A 23,997-nucleotide genomic window follows, 5' to 3' on the forward strand; every position below is an offset into this window, starting at 1 on the left:
TGTGCTCCGGTAAAATGAGAATCGGTTGGCGGCTCGATAGCCAGCCAGTCGTGCCGGGTGAAGGCGCCGACTCGCTCCTCCACGCGATTTTTCGGTTCAGGGGTTTTTCTTCAGGCTCGCTTCCATCCGCGCCAACTGTTCCTCGGTGGCGGGTGACTGGCGGGTCGCCTTCCATTCGTCCTGTGGCATGCCATGGATCAGCTCGCGCGCTGCAGCCTTATCTCCGCCATAGCCTGCATCGCGGATCCAGTCCGCCAGACAGTTGCGGCAAAAACCCGCCAGCCCCATCAGCTCGATATTCTGCGCGTCGTGCCGATGCCGCAGGTGCCGGACAAGCCGCCGGAAGGCTTCTGCCGCTACGGGATCGGGCAGTTCGTCGAGCGGGTCCGGTGCATTCGTTGTCATGATCGTATCGTCCTTGCTTTGTCGCACACCGGTGCCATAGGCCATGTCCATGGCCATTTCCGCCCCCAAGCTCGATCCGCGCGGCCGCAAGGTCAAGATCCTTGCCACCGTCGGCCCCGCCAGCCGCTCGCCCGAAATGCTCGCGCGCCTGTTCAAGGCCGGGGTCGATGCCTTTCGCGTCAACATGAGCCACGGCGAACATGCCGACCATGCCCAGACGATCGAGACGATCCGCGCGCTCGAGAAAAAATTCATGCGGCCGATCGCGATCCTTGCCGATCTGCAGGGCCCCAAGCTGCGCGTCGGCAAGTTCAAGGACGGGCAGGCGGTCATCCGCCACTCGGGCCATTTCACGCTCGACCGCAATCCCGAGCCGGGTGACGAAACGCGCGTCGAACTGCCGCATCCCGAGCTTTTCGGCCTACTCACCAAAGGCCAGCGGCTGCTGATCAACGACGGCAAGATCCGGCTCAAGGTGATCAGCGCCGACGAGAACGCGATCCATTGTTCGGCCGAGGTCGGCGGGGTCATCTCGGACCGCAAGGGCGTCAACGTCCCCGATGCCGAAGTGCCGATCCCCGCGCTGACCGACAAGGACCGCCGCGATCTCGCCTTCGCCGTTGCGCAGGGGGTCGACTGGATCGGCCTGTCCTTCGTCCAGCGCCCCGAAGACCTTGCCGAAGCCCGTCGCCTGATGGGCGGCTACGGCGCGCTATGCGCCAAGATCGAGAAACCGATGGCGGTGCGCCGGCTCGACGAAATCATCGACATGAGCGATGGAATCATGGTCGCGCGCGGGGACCTCGGCGTCGAACTCGAGCCGCAGGAAGTCCCCCCGCTGCAGAAGAAGATCGTCAATGCGACGCGGCTCAAGGGCAAGCCGGTGATCGTCGCGACGCAAATGCTCGAGAGCATGATCGAGAGCCCCGCCCCGACCCGCGCGGAAGTCTCCGACGTGGCCAATGCGGTCTATGACGGGGCGGACTGCGTCATGCTGAGCGCGGAAACCGCGGCGGGCGACTGGCCCGAAGAGGCGGTCACCATCATGCACCGCATCGCGCGGCAGGTCGAAACCGACGAATCCTATCTCGAGCGCGTGCGCTTCCTAGATACGCCGCCCGACGCCACCACCGCCGATGCGCTGGCGCATGCGTGCATGACCGTGGCCGACACGGTACCGGTCAGCGCGATCACCGTATTCACCGGTTCGGGTTCGACCGCACGGCGCGTCGCGCGCGAGCGGCCGAGCGTGCCGATGCTCGTGCTGACCCCGAGCATGAAGACCGCACGGCGCCTCGGGCTGTTGTGGGGCGCGCATGCCGTGGCGACCAAGGACATCGGCAGCTTCGAAGAGATGATCGCCAAGGGCAAGCGGATGGCGCTGCGCCACGGCTTCGGACAGGCGGGCAGCAAGCTGATCGCGCTCGCCGGGGTCCCCTTCGGCACTCCGGGATCGACCAATCTGCTGCATGTCGTCCCCGTGAGCGGCGACGAGCTGGAGAAGCACGGCGGCTGATCTGAAGCGGGCGAGCGCCGATGGCTCCCGCCCGCCAATGAACCTGCGGCTCGTTCAGCCGGCCATCGCAAACCACGCTATCGCGCCCAGCAACAGCACGCTGCCGCACACGATCGCGATCACGTCCACCATGCCGAGCTTGTCGATATGATCGGCGCGGAAAGCGCGGTAGCGGCTGCGCAATTCGTCCTTGCTCGACAGGCTGGCAACTTCGAAGGCCGATGCCTCCTTGGTGAACCAGCGCTTGAGTTCGGCCAGTTCGGCCTCGGCAAGTTCCGGGTAGCGCGAAAGCAGTGCCTCGACGCGGTCGAAGCGATCGTGAACGGCATGCGCGCCGTCGTCATGAATTGTCATGGGATATGTCCTGTCTGAATGGGAAGCGCGCGCCCGCAGGGGCGCGATGCGATTCAGGACAGGTGTGGCGGTCCCCGCGGTGCGGCGATCGAACGCGGTGGAGGACGCAGCGGCGGGCCGCGGACACGATGGGCGGCCCAGCGCTCGCGCATGCCGGGCACGGCGGCCACGGCGACCAACGCAAGCTGTGTGGTGGCAGCGGGCCGTTCGTCGGGACAGGGCGCGGCAACCGTGCAGACCAGCCCCGCTTCGCCTTCGCGCGGCGGCAAGGTGACCTCAGCCGTTGCCGCGCTGAATACGGGCCCCCGCCCGCGGTCGAGCGAGATCGGCTGATGCGGCAGCGCCTGTGCGCACAGCACCGCCAGCAGCAACGCGGCGAATACGCGCAGGGGCCAGCGATGGAGGGCGGCGGACATGGCGCGCAAGCTAGGGTCTGGGAACTGGCGCTACAAGAGCGCGCGGCGCTGTTTCATGATGCGCTTGCCGCGCGCATCGACCAGCCGGAACGCCTTGAACACCGCAAAGCCCGGGTCGGTCCGCCCCTCGTGGCCGAGCAGCCAGATCTGCTGGTAGAACCAGTAGATCCCCGCAAAGCCGTTGATCGCCTTGATCGTCTGGAATCGTTTCAGGAAGCCCAGCCAATCGGGCAGGAGATCGAGGCGGTCCTCGTAGCGGGCCAGTTCGGCAGCCCCTTCGAGCAGGCGTGCGGGCGCATCGGTATCGACGCATAGCGGCCGCCCCAGCCCGATCACATCGGCAGCACCGCTCGCGAGCGCCTGCTCCATTGCGTGGCGGGTACGAAAGCCGCCAGTGACCATGAGCGGGACCGAGACCTCGGCCTGCATCGCCTTGGCGAAATCGACGAAATAGGCCTCGCGCGCCGCTGTCGAAGGAGCGATCGGCTGCTCGTCGATCGCTTCCTGTCCCTCCACACCGAGCAGCCGCGGCTGTTCGTAAGTGCCGCCAGAGATCTCGATCAGGTCGACCGAAGCCGCCTCGAGCCATTTGACGACCTGCAGGCTGTCACCGAAATCGAAGCCGCCCTTCTGGAAATCGGCGCTGTTGAGTTTGACCGAAACGGGAAAGCCCGGCCCGACCGCCGCACGCACTGCGGCGACGATTTCCAGCAGAAACCGCGCGCGGTTCTCGAGGCTGCCACCATATTCGTCGGTCCGCAGGTTCACGCGCGGCGAGAGGAATTGCGACACCAGATAGCCATGCGCTCCATGGACCTGTACGCCGGTGAACCCGGCCTCCTTGCAGGCGCGCGCGGCAACCGCCCAGCGATCGACCAGTTCGGCGATCTCGGCCCTCGTCAACGGCACGGGCTTGCCGAACTGGCCACCGGGCAGCGCCAGCTGGACGTCGGAAGACGATCTGGGGTGCGGGTTGACGACCTTCTGCGTCTGGCGCCCGCCATGGCTGATCTGCGCCCAGAAGTGGTTGCCCGCCCGTGTGGCGGCCTTCGCCCAGTCCGCCAGCCGGGCCTTCATGTCCGCATCGGGCTCGGTCTCGATCACCACATTGCCCGGACGTTCGAGATGATCGCGATCGACGATGATATTGCCCGACAGCAGCATGCCCGCGCCGCCATCCGACCAGATGCCATAAAGCCGTTCGAGCTCGGGTGTCGGCCGGCCATCGGGCGTGGCCAGCCCTTCGGTCATTGCCGCCTTGGAAATGCGGTTGGGAAGAACCGCCCCGCAGGGCAGTTCAAGCGTGCTTGCCAGCGTGACATCCATCCGCAGTCCCCCTCCTATGCTTGCGCGGCAGCCTCCAGCCGCTCGCGCGCGCGTGCTTCGCCGATCAACGGCAGCAATTCGCCCATGTCGGGCCCGTGGTCCATTCCCGTCAAGGCCTGGCGAAGAGGCAGGAACAGCGCCTTGCCCTTGCGTCCGGTCGATTCCTTCAGCGCGGAGGTGAGCGCACGCCACGGATCTTCGCCCCAGCCGAGCTGCCGCACCGCCTCGGCAAGATAGGCGCGGTCCTCTTCCGAGAACTCGCGGCTGTCGATCGGGCCGGTCACCAACCGCCACCATTCACCGGCCTCGGCGACATGCGCCAGATTGGGTCGGATCGCGTGCCAGCCCGCCGCGTCCATCCCCGCGGGCAGCCGGTCGGAAACCGCCTCGAATTCCATCTGGTGGACCAGTGCGGCGTTGATCCTCTCGAGCTCGGCATCGTCGAATTTCGCCGGGGCGCGGCCGAAGGTCGAGAGATCGAAAGTATCGAGCAAGGCGCCTCGATCGGCGATCGGTTCGACGGGCAAGGAAGTGCCCAGACGTGCCAGCAGCGCAACGATCGCCTGTGGTTCGATGCCGCGATCGCGCAGCGCATCGCAGCCAAGCGATCCGAGACGTTTCGACAGCTTGCCTTCCTTGCCCACCAGCAACGCCTCATGCGCGAAGCGCGGGATGCTCTGCTGCGTATCCGCCGCGGCAATCAATGCGTCGAACATCTGGATCTGGACCGCGGTATTGCTGACGTGATCTTCGCCCCGCAGCACATGGGTGATGCCCATCTCGAGATCGTCGACTGCGCTGGGCAGCATGTACAGCCAGCTGCCGTCAGCGCGCCGGATCGCCGGATCGGACAATTGTGCCGGATCGAATTTCTGCGTCCCTCGCACGCCGTCTTCCCAGGTAATGGGGGCGTCGTGGTCGAGCTTGAAGCGCCAATGCGGGGCGATGCCTTCGGCTTCCTTGGCCGCGCGCCCGGCGTCGTCGAGTTCGAGCGCGCCCCGATCGTAGATCGGCGGGAGGCCGCGACCGAGGCGGATCTTGCGCTTGAGTTCGAGTTCCTGCTGGGTTTCGTAGCAGGGATAGACGCGACCTTCCGCCTGCAGCTTGGCGAATGCCGCGTCGTAACGCGCGAGCCGCGCGGACTGGCGTTCCTCGCCGTCAGGGGCGATCCCAAGCCAGGCGAGATCGGCGCGGATCGCCTCGACATAATCCTCGCGGCTGCGTTCTGCATCGGTATCGTCGATACGCAGCAGGAACCGGCCGCCGGCCTGCTTGGCCAGCATCCAGTTGTGCAGGGCGGTGCGGATATTGCCGACATGGAGCCGCCCGGTGGGCGATGGAGCGAAGCGCGTGACGATGGTCATGCCCGCGCCGATAGCCTGTGCCACCCCGCTTGGCGAGAGGTCAGCCGGCCTCGCGCCCGCGGCGCCGCAACACTGCCTCGCGAGCCTTGCGGTAATCGAGAATGCCGCTGGCCTCGCCGTGCATTGCCGCTTCGACTGCATCGGGGGTCGCGAAATTCTCCCCCGGCACAGGTTCGCAGATCAGATAGCCCTGCGCCTCCTGGCAGCCGAGCTTGCGCAACAGGTCGAGCTGCGCGCGCGTTTCCACGCCCTCAGCCGTCGCCGCCATGCCGAGGGCATCGGCCAGCCGCGTGATGCTCGACACGATCGCCTGGTTGTCCGCCGATCGCTCGATGTCCTCGACGAAATCCTTGTCGATCTTGATCCGGTCGAACGGGAACCGCCGGAGATAGCTGAGCGAGGAATAGCCGATGCCGAAATCGTCGAGCGCGATCTTGGTACCCAGTTCGCGCAGCTTTTCGAGATTGGCGCCGCAGACACTGCCCTTTTGCATCAGGACATGCTCGGTGATCTCGAACTCCACGCGGCCCGGATCGAACCCATGCGCATGAATCGCGCGCGCCACCACATCGACGAGATGCGGACTGCGCACCTGCGTGGGCGAAAGGTTGATCGCAATGCGGAAATCTCCGTCCCACGTCGCGGTCTCGCGCAGCGCCTGGCCGATCACCCATTCGCCGATCGGGACAATCAACCCGGTCTCTTCGGCCACTCCCAGGAATTCATCGGGGCGCACCACGCCGCGCTGCGGATGATACCAGCGCAGGAGCGCCTCGTACCCGCCGATTTCGCCGGAATCGAGATCGATCACCGGCTGGTAGTGGATATTGAGCTGGTCGCGCGCCACCGCCTCGCGCAGATCGGTCTCGATCTCGCGGCGATCGCGCGCCTTGCGGTCCATCGCCTGATCGTAGAGCGCAATCGTATCGCGGCCCTTGTCCTTGGCAGCGAACAGCGCGAGATCCGCGCAGCGCATCAGTTCTTCTGCGTCGCAGCGCTCTTCCGGACAGCGGGCGATGCCGATGCTGCCGGAAATGCGATAGGTCTGCCCGTCCAGTTCGAACGGTTCGCGGATCACCGCCAAGAACCGGTGCGCGCGTTCGATAAGCATCCCCGCCCCGGCGCGCGTTTCGAGCAATATGGCAAATTCATCGCCGCCCAGCCGCGCCACCAGGTCGTGTCCGCGCACCTCCTGCTCGAGGCGGGTGCCGACCTCGCGCAGCAGCCGGTCGCCGAGCAGGTGCCCACGCGTGTCGTTGACTGCCTTGAAGTCGTCGAGATCGAGATAGAAAAGCACCACGCTGCGCGCCTGCTCTTCCTGCGCCAGCGCGGCGCGCAGGCGATCGTTGAAGAGGTAGCGATTGGCGAGCCCGGTGAGATTGTCGTAATGCGCCATGAAGGCGACGCGATCCTCAGTTACCCGATCTCCGGTCACATCGCGCGCCACGCCGCTCATCCGCCCGTCGCTGCGCGGGCGGGCCGACAATTTCCAATAGCGGATTGCATCTTCCGCCGGCACCTTGACCACGAGGTCGCGGAACCGGTTCCGGTCGCGCAGATGACTGGCGAGCCTGTCGCGATCCTCGCAAGGCAGGAACAGGTCGATCAGCGGCATGTCTTCGAGCTTCTGCGCCGGTCGGTCCGCTGCCATGGCAAATCTCGCCGATACGTCGCGCAACCGCCCCTCGCGATTGACAGTCCAGAGCCAGTCGGAAGACTGCTCCTCGTAGTCGTGCAGCAGCATGCGCACAGTACCCGCGGACTCGCGGCGGGCGATCTCGGCCTCGGCACCCGCCAGTGCCTGGCGGTCCTGTGCGCGGACCGATCCGGCAAGTGCCAGTGCGTATATCGCCAGCAGGATCAGCGCCGGCCAGCCGGCCCACCCGGCCTGGATCACCGTGGCGGCGGACATCGCCAGCGAGAGCGCCACGATATGCACCCTCGCAGAAAATGGCGAAGTGCGATGGACCAGCACTGCGGCGCTGAGGATTGCCATGGAAATCACCGCGAGCACCGCCGCGGCAAGCCCGGTGGCCACTGTCGCGAGATAGGGGAAGACGAAAGCCCAGGTCAGCGCCCCCGCGCCCTTGGCCAGCATCAAGCGATGCCATTGCTGATCGAGCTGCCCGAGCGGCGCCGTTGCCGGATCGATACCCCGGGCGAGCATACCGGTGAGTGAAAGCCAGAACAGTTGCAGCGCGGCCCAAGCCCCAAGTACCATGACGGGGACCAGATCATAGAACATGTAAATCAGCGCGGCGGCGGATCCCAGCGTCGGCACGAAAGCCAGGCGCGTGCCGGTGATGAAGTCTTCAAGGCGACGCGACAGCAGCAATCGCGCCACGTCGTCTGCGGTGGCGCTTTCCTCTTTTTTCGCGTGCGATTGAGTGGCGTGTTCGGCCATCTCTGCGAAGTCCCCCGGATACGATCGCCGCTGGGCGAACTCGAGTGGTTACCCCGCCTCTTACAATATGGAAAGTCGATCGATGCACAACCGGGAAATATTGGGCAAAGCGAAAGTATTATAGGCAAACAAAAGGCCCCGCCGGATGGTTCCGACGGGGCCTTTTCATTTACGCTGAAACGTGGGGTCGGGGGCTTATTCGCCGTCCTTCGCTTCGTCATTGAGGTAATCGCCAGCATCGGCATCGGTGCCATGCGCTTCACCTTCCATCGTCGCCAGCGGATCGTCGCCGATTGCGGCTTCGGGCCCCTGCGCGAGTTCGGCTTCGTGCTCTTCCTCGGCCGTATTGGCAGCGATGATGGCTTCCTGCGCCTTCTTCCACTGTGCGCGGAGTGCAGCGTCGCGGCTCGAAGCGGTGATCCGCATGCGGTTCATGCCCGCGCCGGTACCGGCGGGGATGAGACGGCCCACGATCACGTTTTCCTTCAGACCGACCAGCGTGTCCTTCTTTCCTTCGACCGCGGCCTGCGTGAGCACGCGCGTGGTCTCCTGGAACGAAGCGGCCGAGATGAACGAACGCGTCTGCAGCGAAGCCTTGGTGATGCCGAGCAGGATCGGGGTGCCCTTGGCGGGCTCCTTGTTCTTGCCCAGCTTCGCGTTGGTCTCGTTGAGTTCCTCGAGGTCGACCTGTTCGCCGGGCAGCAGCACGGTGTCGCCACCATCGGTGATCTCGACCTTCTGCAGCATCTGGCGAACGATCACCTCGATGTGCTTGTCGTTGATCTTCACGCCCTGCAGTCGATAGACTTCCTGGATCTCGTTGACGAGGTACTCGGCGAGCGCCTCGACCCCGAGAACCTCGAGGATGTCGTGCGGGTTCGGCGAACCGGAAATCAGGGTGTCCCCCTTCTTCACGAAGTCGCCTTCCTGCACGTCGATCACCTTGGTTTTGGGGATTAGGTACTCGACTGCATCACCTTCCTCGGGAACGATCGCGATCTTGCGCTTCGCCTTGTATTCGCGAACGAATTCGATCTTGCCCGAAATCTTGGCGATGACCGCATTGTCCTTCGGCAGGCGTGCCTCGAACAGTTCGGCCACACGCGGCAGACCGCCGGTGATGTCACGGGTCTTGGCAGCTTCGCGCGAAGCACGCGCGAGGATGTCGCCCGCCTCGACCTGCTGGCCGTCCTCGACCGACAGCGTGGTGCCCGGAGCGAGCATGTAGCGGGCCGCTTCGGTCTCGTCGCCAGCGTCGTTGAACAGGGTCAGGCGCGCACGCAGGTCCTCGTTCTTCTTGCGGCCCGACGTCTTGACCTCGGTAACGACACGCTGGGCGATGCCGGTGGCATCGTCGACGCGCTCTTCCATGGTCGTGCCGTCGACGAGGTCCTGGTAACGCACCACGCCCGATTGCTCGGTGATGATCGGCAGGCTGAACGGATCCCATTCGGCCAGGCGATCGCCTTCCTTCACCTTCGCGCCATCCTTGTGCATCAGCACGGTACCGTAGGGCACCTTGTGGATCTCGCGCTCGCGGCCTTCTGCGTCGATCACCGCCAGTTCGCCATTGCGGGCGAGCGACAGGATACGACCCTTCTTGTCGGTGATGGTGGGCATGTCGCGATAGACGACCTTGCCGTCCGACACGGCTTCGAGATGCGAGGTCTCGTTGAGCTGTGCGGCACCGCCGATGTGGAAGGTACGCATGGTCAGCTGCGTGCCGGGCTCACCGATCGACTGCGCGGCGATGACGCCGACAGCTTCACCGATGTTGACCGGCGTACCACGCGCGAGGTCACGCCCGTAGCACTTGGCGCAGACGCCCTGCTGGGCTTCGCAGACCAGCGGCGAGCGGATCTTGGCGACCTGCACTTCGGCTTCCTCGATGACCTTGATCATCGGCTCGTCGAGCAGCGTGCCCGCCGGAGCGATGACTTCGTCGGTCGCCGCGTTGACGATATCCTCGGCCACGGTGCGGCCCAGGATACGTTCGCCGAGCGAAGCGATGACGCTGCCGCCCTGCACGATGGCACGCATGTCGAGCGAGTTCTCGGTCTTGCAGTCCTCGACGACGATCGTGCAGTCCTGCGACACGTCGACGAGACGACGGGTCAGGTATCCCGAGTTCGCGGTCTTCAGCGCGGTATCCGCGAGACCCTTGCGGGCGCCGTGGGTCGAGTTGAAGTATTCAAGGACGTTGAGGCCTTCCTTGAAGTTCGAGATGATCGGGTTCTCGATGATCTCGCCCGAGGGCTTGGCCATCAGGCCACGCATGCCGGCCAGCTGCTTCATCTGTGCCGGGCTACCACGAGCGCCCGAGTGGGCCATCATGTAGATCGAGTTGATCTCGGCCTGGACGCCGTCCTCGCCGATCGGGCGGGCCTTGATCTTCTCCATCATCGCGTCGGCCACCTGGTCGCCGCAACGGCTCCAGGCGTCGATCACCTTGTTGTACTTTTCCTGCTGCGTGATCAGGCCGTCCTGATACTGCTGCTCGTAATCGGCGACCATGTTCTTGGTCGTTTCGACCATTGCGATCTTCTCTTCGGGGATGATCATGTCATCCTTGCCGAAGGAAATGCCGGCCTTGAACGCGTGGCGGAAGCCCAGCGCCATGATGGCGTCGGCGAACAGCACCGTGTCCTTTTGGCCGGTGTGACGATAGACCTCGTCGATGACGTCGGCGATGTCCTTCTTGGTCAGCAGGCGGTTGACGATGTCGAAGGGAACCTTGTGGTTCTTCGGCAGGCATTCGCCGATCAGCATGCGTCCGGCGGTGGTTTCGAACCGCTTCATGACGATGTTGCCGTCCTCGTCGGCCTGCGGGACACGGGCGAGGACCTTGGTGTGCAGCGAGACCTGCTTGGTTTCCAGCGCCTGGTGCACCTCGGCCATGTCCGAGAACATCTGCAGCTTCTCGACCTTGTTGCCGTCGCTGTCCTCGGTGAATTCGGGCGTCTTTTCCTGCCGCTCCATCGAGAGGTAGTAGAGCCCGAGCACCATGTCCTGCGACGGCACGATGATCGGCTTGCCGTTGGCGGGCGAGAGGATGTTGTTGGTCGACATCATCAGCACGCGCGCTTCCAGCTGTGCCTCGAGGCTCAGCGGGACGTGGACGGCCATCTGGTCACCGTCGAAGTCGGCGTTGAAGGCGGCGCAGACCAGCGGGTGCAGCTGGATCGCCTTGCCTTCGATCAGCACGGGCTCGAAGGCCTGGATGCCGAGGCGGTGAAGCGTCGGCGCGCGGTTCAGGAGGACCGGGTGTTCGCGGATGACTTCGTCCAGGATGTCCCAGACTTCCTTGCGTTCCTTCTCGACCCACTTCTTCGCTTGCTTGAGCGTCATGCTCAGACCCTTGGCGTCGAGGCGCGCGTAGATGAACGGCTTGAACAATTCGAGCGCCATCTTCTTGGGCAGGCCGCACTGGTGCAGCTTGAGTTCGGGACCGGTCACGATGACCGAACGGCCCGAATAGTCGACGCGCTTGCCGAGCAGGTTCTGACGGAAGCGTCCCTGCTTGCCCTTGAGCATGTCGGACAGCGACTTGAGCGGACGCTTGTTGGCGCCGGTGATGACGCGGCCACGGCGGCCGTTGTCGAACAGCGCATCGACCGATTCCTGCAGCATGCGCTTTTCGTTGCGCACGATGATGTCGGGCGCGCGCAGTTCCATCAGGCGCTTCAGGCGGTTGTTGCGGTTGATCACACGGCGGTAGAGGTCGTTGAGGTCCGACGTCGCGAAGCGGCCACCGTCGAGCGGCACCAGCGGGCGCAGTTCGGGCGGAATGACCGGCACGACTTCGAGGATCATCCATTCGGGACGGTTGCCCGATTCGATGAAGCTTTCGACGACCTTGAGGCGCTTGATGATCTTGGCGGGCTTGAGCTTCGACTTGGTGGTCGCGAGCTCTTCGAGCAGGTCTTCCTTTTCCTGCTCGAGATCGAGATCCATCAGCATGGTCTTGACCGCCTCGGCACCGATCGCGGCACTGAAGGCATCTTCGCCATACTCGTCCTGCGCTTCGAGCAGTTCATCCTCGGTGAGGAGCTGGAACTTCTCGAGCGGGGTCAGGCCCGGCTCGGTGACGATGTAGCTTTCGAAATAGAGCACGCGCTCGAGCTGCTTCAATTGCATGTCGAGCAGCAGGCCGATGCGCGACGGCAGCGACTTGAGGAACCAGATATGCGCGACCGGCGCAGCCAGTTCGATGTGGCCCATGCGTTCGCGGCGGACCTTGGTCACGGTCACTTCGACGCCGCACTTCTCGCAGACGACGCCCTTGTACTTCATGCGCTTGTACTTGCCGCACAGGCATTCGTAATCCTTCACCGGACCGAAGATGCGCGCACAGAACAGGCCGTCACGCTCGGGCTTGAACGTACGGTAGTTGATCGTTTCGGGCTTCTTGATCTCGCCGAAGCTCCACGAGCGGATGCGCTCGGGGCTGGCGATGCCGATCTGGATCTCGTCGAAGGTTTCGGGCTTCGCGAGCTGGTTGGTGAATTTGGTCAGTTCGTTCATGACTTATTCCCTTGGCGGGTGAATTCCTTGTGGGCGGTAGTGGGGAGCGAAATCGCTCCCCTATTCCGCCGCGATCGCGAGACCGTCGTCGTCCTCGTCATCGGCCAGCGACTTGAGTTCGACATTGAGGCCCAGGCTGCGCATTTCCTTGACGAGCACGTTGAAGCTCTCGGGAATGCCCGCCTCGAAGGTGTCGTCGCCCTTGACGATCGCTTCATAGACCTTGGTACGACCGATCACGTCGTCCGACTTCACGGTGAGGATTTCCTGCAGCGTGTAGGCGGCGCCGTAGGCCTGGAGCGCCCAGACCTCCATTTCCCCGAAGCGCTGGCCGCCGAACTGCGCCTTACCGCCCAGCGGCTGCTGGGTGACGAGGCTGTAGGGGCCGATCGAACGGGCGTGGATCTTGTCGTCGACGAGGTGGTGCAGCTTGAGCATGTAGATGATGCCAACGGTAACCTTGCGGTCGAAAGCTTCACCCGTGCGCCCGTCGAACAGCACCGACTGGCCCGAGCTGTGCAGCCCGGCCTTCTCGAGCTCGATCGTGACATCGCCTTCGCGCGCGCCGTCGAACACCGGCGTACCCATCGGCACGCCCGCGGTCAGATTGCCCGCCAGTTCGACGATCTCCGCGGTCGAGCGCTGCTCGATCGCGTCGTGATACTCGTCGCCATAAACCTCCTTAAGGCGATCGATGACCGCTTCGGGGGGTTTGGCCTGCGCGTAGTCCTGCGCTGCATCGGGGTTGGCACGCTTCCATTCCTCGAGCTGCTCGCCGATCTGGTGGCCCAGATTGCGCGCGGCCATGCCGAGGTGCGTTTCGAAGATCTGCCCGACGTTCATGCGCGAGGGCACGCCCAGCGGGTTGAGCACGATATCGACCGGGGTCCCGTCTTCGAGGAACGGCATGTCCTCGACCGGCAGGATGCGGCTGATGACGCCCTTGTTGCCGTGACGGCCAGCCATCTTGTCGCCCGGCTGCAGCTTGCGCTTCACCGCGACGAAGACCTTGACCATCTTGAGCACGCCCGGGGCGAGTTCGTCGCCGCGTTCGAGCTTTTCCTTACGGTCTTCGAACTTCTCGTCGATGAACTTGACGGCTTCGTCATACTGCGACTTCACCGCTTCGAGCTGGGTCTGGCGACCATCGTCGGCAACAGCGAACTTGAACCACTCGTGCTTGTCGACGCTTTCGAGCACCTCGTCGGTGATCTCGCTGCCCTTCTTGACGCCCTTGGGCGCTGCCGAAGCGGTCTGGCCGAGCAGCATGTCGCGCAGGCGGTTGTAGGTCGCGCGGTTGAGAATGGCGCGTTCGTCGTTCGAGTCCTTGCGGAGGCGTTCGATTTCCTCGTTCTGGATCGCGCGCGTACGGTCGTCGATCTCGATACCGTGACGGTTGAACACGCGCACTTCGACGACAGTCCCGGCAACGCCCGGCGGCAGGCGGAGCGAGGTGTCGCGCACGTCGCTGGCCTTTTCGCCGAAGATGGCGCGCAGAAGCTTTTCTTCCGGCGTCATCGGGCTTTCGCCCTTGGGCGTGATCTTGCCGCAGAGGATGTCGCCCGGATGCACTTCGGCGCCGATGTAGACGATGCCCGCTTCGTCGAGGTTGCGCAGCGCTTCCTCGCCGACATTGGGAATGTCGCGGGTGATGTCCTCGGGCCCGAGCTTGGTGTCGCGCGCCATGACTTCGAATTCCTCGATGTGGATCGAGGTGAAGACGTCGTCCTTAACGATGCGCTCGGAGATGAGGATACTATCCTCGTAGTTGTAGCCGTTCCAGGGCATGAAGGCCACGAGGCTGTTGCGGCCCAGCGCGAGCTCGCCGAGATCGGTCGAGGGACCGTCGGCGATGATGTCGCCCGGCTCGACCGTTTCCCCGACCTTCACCAGCGGACGCTGGTTGATGCAGGTGTCCTGGTTCGAACGCTGGAACTTCTGCAGCGTGTAGATGTCGACGCCCGACTGGCCGGGTTCGACATCGCCGATCGCACGGATGACGATACGCGTCGCGTCGACCTGGTCGACGATGCCACCGCGGGTCGCCGCGATGGCCGCGCCCGAATCGCGCGCAACGGTTTCTTCCATGCCGGTACCGACCCAGGGCGCTTCGGCCTTGACCAGCGGCACGGCCTGGCGCTGCATGTTCGAGCCCATCAGTGCGCGGTTGGCGTCATCGTTTTCCAGGAACGGAATGAGCGATGCCGCAACCGAAACGAGCTGCTTGGGGCTGACATCCATCAGCGTGATGGTTTCGCGCGGCGCCATCAGGTTGTCGCCGTCGTGACGCGCCGAAACCAGTTCCTCGACGAAGGAGCCATCCTCGGTGAGGTCGGCCGAAGCCTGCGCCACCGTGTGCTTCTGCTCTTCCATCGCCGAAAGATAGACCACCTCGTCGGTGACCTTGCCGTCGACGACCTTGCGATACGGCGTTTCGATGAAGCCGTACTTGTTCACCCGGGCGAAGGTCGACAGCGAGTTGATCAGACCGATGTTCGGGCCTTCGGGCGTTTCGATCGGGCAGATACGGCCGTAGTGCGTCGGGTGGACGTCGCGGACTTCGAAGCCTGCGCGTTCGCGGGTGAGACCACCCGGGCCAAGCGCCGAAACGCGGCGCTTGTGGGTGACTTCCGACAGCGGGTTGGTCTGGTCCATGAACTGCGAAAGCTGGCTGGAGCCGAAGAATTCGCGGACCGCGGCAACCGCCGGCTTCGCATTGATCAGGTCGTTGGGCATGACGGTCGACACGTCGACCGAGCTCATGCGCTCCTTGACCGCGCGCTCCATGCGCAGCAGGCCGACGCGATACTGGTTTTCGAGCAGTTCGCCGACCGAACGCACGCGGCGATTGCCGAGGTTGTCGATATCGTCGACGTCGCCCTTGCCGTCCTTGAGGTCGACCAGTTCCTTGACGACCGCGAGGATGTCTTCCTTGCGCAGCGTGGTAACGGTATCCTCGGCGTCGAGTTCGAGGCGCATGTTGAGCTTGACGCGGCCGACTGCCGAAAGGTCGTAGCGCTCGCCATCGAAGAACAGGCCTTCGAACAGGGCTTCGGCGGTTTCCTTGGTCGGCGGCTCACCCGGGCGCATGACCTTGTAGATCGCCTCGAGACCCTCGTCACGGTTCTCGGCCTTGTCGACCTTGAGCGTGTTGCGGATCCAGGGACCGGTGCTGACATGGTCGATGTCAAGCAGTTCCATCGCATCGATGCCGGCGGCATCGAGCACTTCGAGGCTCTCGGCCGAGACCTCGTCGCCCGCCTCGATGTAAATGCGGCCGGTCTTCTCGTCGATCATGTCACGCGACGCATAGCGACCAAAGATTTCCTCGGTCGGAAGCAGCAGCGTTTCGAGACCGTCCTTGGCCGCCTTGTTGGCCGCGCGCGGGCTGATCTTCTGGCCGGCGGGGAACACTTCCTCGCCCGTGGCAGCGTCGACCAGCGGGAAGGCCGGCTTCTGCCCGCGCCAGTTTTCAGCGACGAAGGGAATGTTCCAGCCTTCACCCTGCTTGCCGGTGGCACGCTTCCAGGTGACGGTGTCGTAGAAATGCGCAAGGATATCCTCGCTATCGAGGCCAAGGGCATAAAGCAGCGCGGTGACCGGCAGCTTGCGCTTGCGGTCGATACGCACGTTGACGATGTCCTTGGCGTCGAATTCGAAATCGAGCCAGCTGCCGCGGTAAGGAATGATGCGGGCCGCGAAGAGGAGCTTGCCCGAGGAGTGCGTCTTGCCGCGGTCGTGGTCGAACAGGACACCCGGCGAACGGTGCATCTGCGACACGATCACGCGTTCGGTGCCGTTGATGATGAAGGTGCCGTTGCCCGTCATCAGGGGCATGTCGCCCATGTAGACGTCCTGCTCCTTGATATCGAGCACCGAACGGGTTTCGGTTTCCTGGTCGACCTCGAACACGATCAGGCGCAGCGTGACCTTCATCGGCGCAGCGTAGGTGATCCCGCGCTGGCGGCATTCGACGATGTCGTATTTGGGCGCTTCGAGTTCGTAATGGACGAAATCGAGTTCGGCGGTACCGGCGAAGTCGCGGATCGGGAAGACCGAGCGCAGCGTCTTTTCGAGGCCGGAGACGTAATCGATCTCCTTGTTCGAGCGCAGGAACTGTTCGTAGCTCTCGCGCTGCACCTCGATCAGGTTCGGCATGTCGACGACTTCGTGGATGTCGCCGAAAATCTTGCGGATGCGGCGCTTCGCCGTACCCTGCGCATTTGCTCCACGGGTCTTCTTGGGAGCCTTCGCCTTGGTAGCCATAAGGGGTAGTTACCTCTTCTCGTGTGCGCCGGCGGCTGCGCGGACAGCGCCGGAAATTCGTGTCTCATGCGCGTGAGATCCATGGCCGAGACGCGAAAAGGCCGCAGCCTGGGCACACCTGTCCGGTGGCTTGCTGCAGCTTCTCAAGCGTCGCGATTATGGAAACGCCGCTTCCATCCTGTGCCCGATTCCCGCGCATGAATCGGACTCGCTCGAAGCGTGCGGTCGCCGCGGCATGTAGGGTTTGCCGGAGCCGCTGTCAAACGCGGAGTAGCGGTTGGCGGACGCGCGGCAACGGATCACTCGTGCGCCCGTGCGCTCCACATCATGCGCTCGATCCGCCAGTAGCCGGCATCGTCGGGGCGCGCGTGGATTATGTAATGACCCTCTTGCGCGATACGCCTGCCGTTCGACACGAACGCGATCTTGCTGTGGCCGGTGATCGCCGCCAGCGCCACCGAGCCTTCGACCGCCAGCGTCTCGTGCTCGATATATTCGATCGCGGTGGGCGAGAAATCCTCGGCGAACCAGTATGCGCGCAATTCCTCGATCCCGTTGAGCGGCGCCCGTCCGCGTCCCGGATAAACCACGACGTCGGGCGCAAAGAGCGAGAGCAGCGCTTCCGACCGCGTCGCGCCGTCGGGATCGAGCCACGCTTTCACATAGGCGGTGTCGAGAGCATGCAGCGCGGCGCGATCGCCCGACGTCAACGCCCCGCCGTGAAGCGGTTCGCTATCGAGCGGCACGGCAGCCTCCTGAGCCGAACAGGCTCCGAGCGAGGCAGCCGCCATCACTAGCGCAAAGCGCTGCATTCAAGTTCTCCTACGACCCGCGCCAGTGCTGCCCGCGCCCTTCGCAGGACGCGACCCTTCTTCCACCAATGGCATGCCTCAAACTGCGAACGGTTTGCAAACCAAGATTTATTGAGTCTCGATATTATCGATTGACGATAAATCTGATGGGCGATATATCGATATTCGATAAGGGAGTGCGAAGCGATGTTTTCCGCCATCATTACCGGCCTGAAACTGGCCAACTGGCTCAACTGGATCGTGGCGATCGTGCTGACCGGCTTTTTCGCGCTGCTGCTTGCCGATGCAGGCGGGGTGCGCGCCGAAATCCTTGCGGGCCGCGGCGAAGCATCGCGCGAGGCCACGCGCCTGTACCTCTATACGGTCCTGTCGATCGTGCCGCCGACCGCCATCGCCGTTCACATGTTGCTGACCCGGCTGGTCGCCCTGGTCCGCGATGCCGCTGCGGGCATGGCCTTCACCACCGCCAACGCCGTTCGGCTGCGCATGATGGGCTGGGCCTTGCTCGCCATCAACATCGCGGACCTTGTCTACGGCTGGGTATCGATCCGCGCGAGCGAGGCTAGCGGCGAATATTTCGGCTGGTCATTGTCGCTGACCGGCTGGGTGGCCGTACCCCTGCTGTTCGTGCTTGCCCATGTGTTCCGCGAAGGCGCGGCAATGCGGCAAGACCTCGAGGGGACGGTCTGATGGCAGCCACCATCCCCCCGCCGATCGAGGTGCGGCTCGATGAATTGCTGCGCGAGCGCGGCATGACCTTGACCGAACTGTCCGACCGCATCGGCCTGACGCTGGCCAATCTGTCGATCCTCAAGACTGGCAAGGCCAAGGCTATCCGTTTCACCACGCTCGAGGCGATCTGCCGCGAGCTCGACTGCCAGCCGGGCGACCTGCTGCAGTATTCCAACCAGGGGGACCCCGAGCGATGAGCACTTTCCTGACCGAGTTCCGAACAGTCCATGCGCGCAGCCTGGCATTTGCTGCAGCACTGCCCCTCGTTGCCGCGGTGCCGCTGGTGGCCGAATTCGTCCAGCACGTGGTCGAAATGCGGATCGGGATGTATGCCAGCCCCGATGCGGCAGAAGCCACTGCCGACAACGCCCAGCGGCTGAATTTCGGCTTCGCCAAGGTGATCGCGCTGTCCCTGCCCGCCTACTTCTTCTTCCGCTGGCTGCATTCGGGTGGGGCGAGCGACTTTGCCACGCGTATCGAAGGTCGTGCTGCAAGCCTGTTCGCACTGGTCCTTTCATTGCAGGCGCTGCTCGCATGGCTGAGCCTGTTCGTCTGGACCGATGGCCCGATGGGCATCGGTTTCTTCGTCTTCGGCCTGATTTTCATGCCGCTGGTGGTGCGTTTCGTCGTCGCGGCGCCGCTCGGCACATTCATCAGCCCGCAGCAGTCGATCCGCACGATGGCCCCGCACGCGCTGTTCGCCATCCTCTTCCCGATTGCGGCCATGCTGCCGCTCATGATCGTGCACTATGCGCTGGGCATCGGCGCGATCTTCGTTGCGAGCGACGCGCTGAAATGGGCGATGCTCGGTCTGGACAGCTTCGTAACCGCCTGGCTCGCGCTGGTGATGATCGTGGCGCAATATGTCATTGCCACGCGACCCGCGCCTATCGGGGATAGCGCCACGACCGACTGCGCCTGACGCGAATCGCTTGACAGAATCGCCCAGATCCTTAGAGGCCCGCCTCCGAACGGCAGGCTTTTTGCAGGTTTGCCCGTTCATCCGTCCGAGACAGTTGGTGAAGGCAATCGGGTCTTCTTAATTTCCAGCCTAGGCGGGGAACAGAGATTTTCCGGCGATGCCAGTCATCGCCGTTTCGCGCCGATGCTTCACCGCCAGGCGCACTCCTTCCCCATCAACGGACTCGCCCGTGTTGCCATGTGCAGCATGGACAAACGTAGCCGGTCGCTGCGGGCCTACCCGTCGCGGCCATAGTGAAGGAGTATGGCATGGATCGTTCGCAGAAAGCCGATGCGGTTGCCCAGCTCAGCGAAGTCTTCGCCCAGTCCGGCGTGGTGGTTGTCACCCGCAATCTGGGGCTCTCGGTCGAGCAGTCGACCGAGCTGCGCTCGAAGATGCGCGAAGCCGGTGCGACCTACAAGGTTGCGAAGAACCGTCTTGCCAAGCTCGCCCTGAAGGACACCGACTACGCAGGTCTCGACGAGTACCTGACCGGTCCGACCGCCCTTGGTTATTCCGAGGATCCGGTTGCCGCGGCCAAGGCCGTGGTGGAGTTCGCCAAGACCACCGACAAGATCGAAATCGTCGGTGGTTCGATGGGCGCGCAGAAGCTCGACGAAGCAGGGGTCAAGGCACTTGCCGCGATGCCCAGCCTCGACGAACTTCGTGGCACGATCGTGGGCCTCGTCAACGCGCCGGCAACCAAGGTTGTCCGCACGATCAAGGAACCCACGTCGCAGCTCGCACGCGTTTTCGGTGCCTATGGCGCCAAGGAAGCCGCGTAAGAGCCGGTTCGACGTACGAACACATATTCATCGGGGCAGTCGTCCATCAGGACACCCCGGCCTTATATTTGGAGTGAAACATCATGGCCGATATCGCCAAGCTTGTTGAAGAACTGTCGAAGCTGACCGTCATGGAAGCCGCTGAGCTTGCCAAGGCGCTTGAAGAAGAGTGGGGCGTGAGCGCCGCCGCTGCCGTTGCCGTTGCCGGTCCCGCCGGTGGTGGCGATGCCCCCGCAGCCGAAGAAAAGGACGAATTCGACGTCGTCCTGACCGGCGACGGTGGCAAGAAGATCCAGGTCATCAAGGAAGTCCGCGCCATCACCGGCCTGGGCCTCTCGGAAGCCAAGGCTCTCGTCGAAGGCGCGCCCAAGCCGCTCAAGGAAGGCGTCAACAAGGCGGAAGCCGAAGAAATCAAGGGCAAGATCGAAGCCGCCGGCGGTACCGTCGAGCTCAAGTAAGCAACTGCCCGTTTGGGCGCTTACGCTTCGATCTCGTTTCGCGAGATCAGACGAAGGGCGGTGCCGCAAGGCGCCGCCCTTTTTCGTAGCGCCGGACGCAGGCGCTCACGCATTGCCCGTGATGCGCAACCCGACCGCACCGACCAGCACCATCGCGATGCACAGATACTGGATCGCACCGAGCCTCTCATCGAAGGCGTGCTCCTTTTGTGCGGAAGGGGGCGATACGTCACCGTATTGAGAGCTGCTGCCTCATTCGGAGTGCCCGAGCAAACCATCACAGTCGCTTGCTATCAGTCGCCGGACACGCTGATCCCGATTGTTCCGTGTAACCGTAATTGCGCAAATAATGGTCTTTTGACCAATACTCTGAAACGCGATACGCCTTTCTCATGATCAGGCCGTTACTTTTTCCTGCCCTCATGTTGCTGATTGCCAGCGGAGCCATTGCTCAGGAATTCAAGCCGACGGATTCCGACACTTCACGACAAGAACAGATCATTGTGAGCGGCAATCGCGTTTCCACACCCGAAGACGCCAAGGTTTTGCGCCGCTTCACTGAGCAAATTCTCGAACCCGCAAAGTCCGACCAGCTTGCGCGGTGGAACCACCGCGTCTGTCCGAAAATCATGGGTGTGCGCGATGAAGAGGCTCGCTTCATCCGCGAGCGGATCGCGAAACTGGCGGAGGATGTCGGGCTCCGCGCAGCAGACGATCAATGCAATACGACTTTGCTGATCGCCTTCGCCCTCGATGCGGCTACGCTCGCCAAGTCGCTGACCGATAGTGATCGCATTAAGCTGAAACAGGATGGCTATGCCCGATGGCGGCAGTTCCGTGAGACCGGTCGGCCGGTGCGCTGGCTGACGGTCACCGATTTTTGCTCCGCAGGATGTGCGGCGCCCAACTCCCGCCTGAGCAAGGCAGGACAGGCGAACTTCCAGACGCTCATCGTTATCGTGGACCATGAACAGATCGGCGAATTCCAGATCGGCGAATTGACCGACTATCTCGCGATGGTTTCGCTTTCAGCTCCCGAAATGCAAGGGCCATGGCCCTCGGGCTCGGTGCTCGCCATGTTCGATACCGAACGGCGCGAGGTCGAACGATTTGGCCTGACCGATTACGACCTCGCTTTGCTTCGAGGCCTTTATGCGAGCCGCGGCAACGCCGGGGCTCGCGAACAGATCAGCCGGATCGTCGCCGAAATGACGGCGGGGGTCGATCCATCCACCGACCCTCGCGACGACTGAAGCCTTCCTCCACCCTCCCAAGGCAGTCCTGAAGCCGTGCTAGTGTGCCCTTCGTGCCGCGCCACGCCACGAAACGGTGCCGCGGCCGATATGGCGGGTTGGTTGCGCCACCACCCTCCCCTATCCGGTCCGGCTGCATGTCGCACGAGACCGCCATGGAGCCCACGCCCCCCATTGCGGATCCGGGCGGTGACGGCTGGCGCGCCGAACTGGGCGCGACGCTGCGGCTGAGCTGGCCGCTGGCGGCAGCGAACCTGCTGCAGATGCTCACCTATGCGATCGACGTCATCTTTATCGCCCGGCTGGGCGAGGACCAGCTCGCAGCCTCCGCACTCGCAATTGCGCTGTTCGGCCTCGTCCTGTGGGCGCTATCCGGCCTGACCGGTGCGGTCGCGCCGGTCGCGGCGGCCGAACTGGGCGAGCGCGCGCCCGCGCTGCGTCCGGTGCGCCGCTCGGTCCGCATGGCGCTATGGCTGGCGGTCTTTTCGGGCGTTGCAGGGATCGGCATTTGCCTGCTGCTCGGCCCGCTGATGCATGTGACCGGGCAACAGGCGCAAATCACCGCCTTGGCAATCGAATACAATTCGCTGCTGGTGCTCAGCCTCGTCCCGATGCTGTTCAACAATGTGCTGCGCAGCTTCGTCTCGACGCTCGACCGACCGATCTTCGCCACTGCGATTACCGCGGGCGGAATCTTCGTCAACGCGCTGGCCAATTACGCCTTCATCTTCGGCAATCTCGGCGCCCCCGAACTGGGTCTGCAGGGTGCCGCCGTGGCGACGATCCTCACCACGCTGACCACGCTAGCGGCCTATGTCGCGGCGATCAGGCTCGACCCCAAGCTGCACCGCTATCGCGTCTTCGGGCGCTGGTGGTCGCCCGACTGGCCGCGATTGCTGCATATCGTCCGGATCGGCACGCCGATCGCACTGACCATCACCGCCGAGGCGGGCATCTTTGGCGCGGCCGCATTCCTGATGGGCAATATCGGCGCCAGCCAGCTCGCCGCGCATACGGTCGCGCTGCAGATCGCCGCGCTGGCCTTCCAGGTGCCCTTCGGCGTGGGCCAGGCGGCGACGATCCGGGTCGGCTATTTCTACGGCGCGCGCGATCCCGACGGGATGAAGCGGGCGGGTTGGACCGCCATCGTCGTCGGTACTGGCTTCATGGCGTTCACCGCGCTGCTGATGATCGTGATCCCCAAGCCGCTGATCGCAATCTATGTCGATCCGTGGGACCCGAAGAACGCGGTGCTGGTGGGCTTCGCACTGCAATATATCGTCATCGCCGCCGCCTTCCAGCTGTTCGACGGCATGCAGGCGGTCGCCGCGGGCGCGCTGCGCGGCTTGCAGGATACGCGCATCCCGATGTGGATCGCTGCCTTCGCCTATTGGGTGCCCGGCATCGGCACCGCGCTGGCACTGGGTTTCTACACCCCGCTCGAAGGCGTGGGCGTGTGGATGGGGCTTGCCACCGGGCTGACAGTGGCGGCGGCGCTGCTCGGCTGGCGTTGGCACCGGCGCGAGGCGCTCGGCCTCACCCGGCGCGAGGCCAAGGCCTAGTTCAGGCCGCGCGCTGCACGATCTCGCGCTGCGGGAACGGGATCGAGATGCCGACATCGTCGAAGCGCGCCTTGACCGCTTCGGTCATGTCCCACGACAGGCCAAGATAATCCGGCGTACTGCACCACACGCGCATTCCAATGCCGACCGAGCTGTCGTCGAGCGAGCTGACAAACGTTACCGGCTCGGGATCGTCGAGCACGCGGTCGTCGGTAAGCGCCAGCTTGAGCAGCTCTTCCCTGGCGCGCGCCATGCTGTCGCCATAGGCAATGCCCACGACCAGTTCGAGCCGCCGCGTCGGATGACGGTTGTAATTGACGATCGCCTGGTTCCACAATTCGGAATTGGGCACCATCACGAACAGCCCGTCGAACTGCTTGAGTTCGGTCGTGAACAGGCCGATCTGCTGGACCGTGCCGGTTACCGAACCCGCGTTGATCGCCTCACCCACCTTGAACGGCTTCTGCACCAGGATCATCACGCCCGAGGCGACGTTGCTGAGCGTGCCCTGCAAGGCGAGGCCGACCGCCAGCGCCATACCTCCAAGCGCGGCAAGGATGCTGGTGGTCTGTACGCCGAACTGTCCCAGAACGGTGACGAGGACCAGCGCCCACAAGGCGTATTTGACGAGGCTCGACAGGAAGTTGGCCACCGTTGGCTCGAACCGCGACGAACGGGTCATCGCCCGGTCGACCCAGCGCGAGATGATGCCCGCCAGCAGCAGGCCGATCACCAGCACCGCGAAGGCACCGGCGATGTCCATCATGTGCAACCGCAACCACAGCCAGATCTGTTCGGGAATCGTCAGCGCAGAAATGGTCTGGTCGGTGGTCATGCAACAGTGGCCCTCGTGCCGTTG

At 63.9% G+C, this 23,997-nt stretch carries 18 protein-coding genes; 8 read left to right on the forward strand and 10 right to left on the reverse strand.

Annotated features, from left to right (window positions below; all coding sequences use genetic code 11):
* Positions 1–96: 96 nt before the first annotated feature.
* Complete coding sequence (locus tag FHS69_RS12050) at positions 97–405, reverse strand: DUF1244 domain-containing protein (protein WP_067506517.1); 309 nt, start codon at positions 403–405, stop codon at positions 97–99.
* A 49-nt stretch (positions 406–454) separates the two neighbouring features.
* Here FHS69_RS12050 and pyk point away from each other — a divergent pair, with 49 nt between their 5' ends.
* Complete coding sequence (gene pyk / locus FHS69_RS12055; RefSeq protein WP_130585531.1) at positions 455–1,921, forward strand: pyruvate kinase; 1,467 nt, start codon at positions 455–457, stop codon at positions 1,919–1,921.
* A gap of 54 nt (positions 1,922–1,975) precedes the next feature.
* Here the strand turns inward: pyk and FHS69_RS12060 are convergent, their stop codons facing one another.
* From FHS69_RS12060 to FHS69_RS12095, 8 genes are all read right to left on the reverse strand, one after another.
* Complete coding sequence (locus FHS69_RS12060; protein ID WP_067506428.1) at positions 1,976–2,275, reverse strand: hypothetical protein; 300 nt, start codon at positions 2,273–2,275, stop codon at positions 1,976–1,978.
* A gap of 53 nt (positions 2,276–2,328) precedes the next feature.
* Positions 2,329–2,691 (reverse strand): hypothetical protein, encoded by a 363-nt coding sequence (locus FHS69_RS12065; RefSeq protein WP_166777878.1) that lies wholly within the window; start codon positions 2,689–2,691, stop codon positions 2,329–2,331.
* Between the two features lie 30 nt (positions 2,692–2,721).
* On the reverse strand, positions 2,722–4,017 hold the full coding sequence (locus FHS69_RS12070) for an NADH:flavin oxidoreductase/NADH oxidase family protein (RefSeq protein WP_166777879.1): 1,296 nt from the start codon (positions 4,015–4,017) through the stop codon (positions 2,722–2,724).
* A gap of 14 nt (positions 4,018–4,031) precedes the next feature.
* Entirely contained in the window at positions 4,032–5,381 is a 1,350-nt protein-coding gene (gene gltX / locus FHS69_RS12075) for a glutamate--tRNA ligase (RefSeq protein WP_166777950.1), read from the reverse strand.
* Between the two features lie 40 nt (positions 5,382–5,421).
* The gene (locus FHS69_RS12080) at positions 5,422–7,785 is read right to left on the reverse strand and encodes a putative bifunctional diguanylate cyclase/phosphodiesterase (protein WP_166777880.1); all 2,364 of its coding nucleotides are present in this window, start codon (positions 7,783–7,785) and stop codon (positions 5,422–5,424) included.
* 195 nt (positions 7,786–7,980) lie between these two features.
* Positions 7,981–12,309, reverse strand: coding sequence for a DNA-directed RNA polymerase subunit beta' (rpoC, locus tag FHS69_RS12085; protein WP_166777881.1), 4,329 nt, complete (start codon positions 12,307–12,309; stop codon positions 7,981–7,983).
* 60 nt (positions 12,310–12,369) lie between these two features.
* Positions 12,370–16,575: a DNA-directed RNA polymerase subunit beta gene (gene rpoB, locus FHS69_RS12090; RefSeq protein ID WP_166777882.1), complete on the reverse strand. Its 4,206-nt coding sequence runs from the start codon at positions 16,573–16,575 to the stop codon at positions 12,370–12,372.
* Positions 16,576–16,874: 299 nt separating this feature from the next.
* Positions 16,875–17,387 (reverse strand): YybH family protein, encoded by a 513-nt coding sequence (locus FHS69_RS12095; protein ID WP_166777883.1) that lies wholly within the window; start codon positions 17,385–17,387, stop codon positions 16,875–16,877.
* A 186-nt stretch (positions 17,388–17,573) separates the two neighbouring features.
* Between FHS69_RS12095 and FHS69_RS12100 the strand changes: the two genes are divergently transcribed.
* The 7 genes from FHS69_RS12100 to FHS69_RS12130 all read left to right on the forward strand — a co-directional run bounded on the left by FHS69_RS12100 (position 17,574) and on the right by FHS69_RS12130 (position 23,138).
* Complete coding sequence (locus tag FHS69_RS12100) at positions 17,574–18,077, forward strand: DUF2975 domain-containing protein (RefSeq protein WP_151884762.1); 504 nt, start codon at positions 17,574–17,576, stop codon at positions 18,075–18,077.
* The gene (locus FHS69_RS12105; RefSeq protein WP_166777884.1) at positions 18,077–18,316 is read left to right on the forward strand and encodes a helix-turn-helix domain-containing protein; all 240 of its coding nucleotides are present in this window, start codon (positions 18,077–18,079) and stop codon (positions 18,314–18,316) included. The genes FHS69_RS12100 and FHS69_RS12105 overlap by 1 nt, the downstream gene beginning before the upstream one ends.
* A complete protein-coding gene (locus FHS69_RS12110; RefSeq protein WP_166777885.1) occupies positions 18,313–19,041 on the forward strand; it encodes a hypothetical protein in 729 nt (242 codons plus the stop codon). Before FHS69_RS12105 ends, FHS69_RS12110 begins: the two co-directional genes overlap by 4 nt.
* A gap of 308 nt (positions 19,042–19,349) precedes the next feature.
* Positions 19,350–19,865, forward strand: coding sequence for a 50S ribosomal protein L10 (gene rplJ, locus FHS69_RS12115; protein WP_067674662.1), 516 nt, complete (start codon positions 19,350–19,352; stop codon positions 19,863–19,865).
* Positions 19,866–19,948: 83 nt separating this feature from the next.
* The gene (rplL, locus tag FHS69_RS12120) at positions 19,949–20,323 is read left to right on the forward strand and encodes a 50S ribosomal protein L7/L12 (RefSeq protein WP_067463477.1); all 375 of its coding nucleotides are present in this window, start codon (positions 19,949–19,951) and stop codon (positions 20,321–20,323) included.
* 422 nt (positions 20,324–20,745) lie between these two features.
* The gene (locus FHS69_RS12125) at positions 20,746–21,576 is read left to right on the forward strand and encodes a hypothetical protein (RefSeq protein WP_166777886.1); all 831 of its coding nucleotides are present in this window, start codon (positions 20,746–20,748) and stop codon (positions 21,574–21,576) included.
* A 137-nt stretch (positions 21,577–21,713) separates the two neighbouring features.
* Positions 21,714–23,138 (forward strand): MATE family efflux transporter, encoded by a 1,425-nt coding sequence (locus FHS69_RS12130; protein WP_243844648.1) that lies wholly within the window; start codon positions 21,714–21,716, stop codon positions 23,136–23,138.
* 1 nt (position 23,139) lies between these two features.
* Here FHS69_RS12130 and FHS69_RS12135 read toward each other — a convergent pair whose 3' ends face one another.
* Positions 23,140–23,973, reverse strand: coding sequence for a mechanosensitive ion channel family protein (locus tag FHS69_RS12135; RefSeq protein WP_067463474.1), 834 nt, complete (start codon positions 23,971–23,973; stop codon positions 23,140–23,142).
* Positions 23,974–23,997 lie beyond the last annotated feature (24 nt).

This window comes from Qipengyuania flava (assembly GCF_011762005.1).
GTDB classification, from domain to species: Bacteria; Pseudomonadota; Alphaproteobacteria; order Sphingomonadales; family Sphingomonadaceae; genus Qipengyuania; species Qipengyuania flava.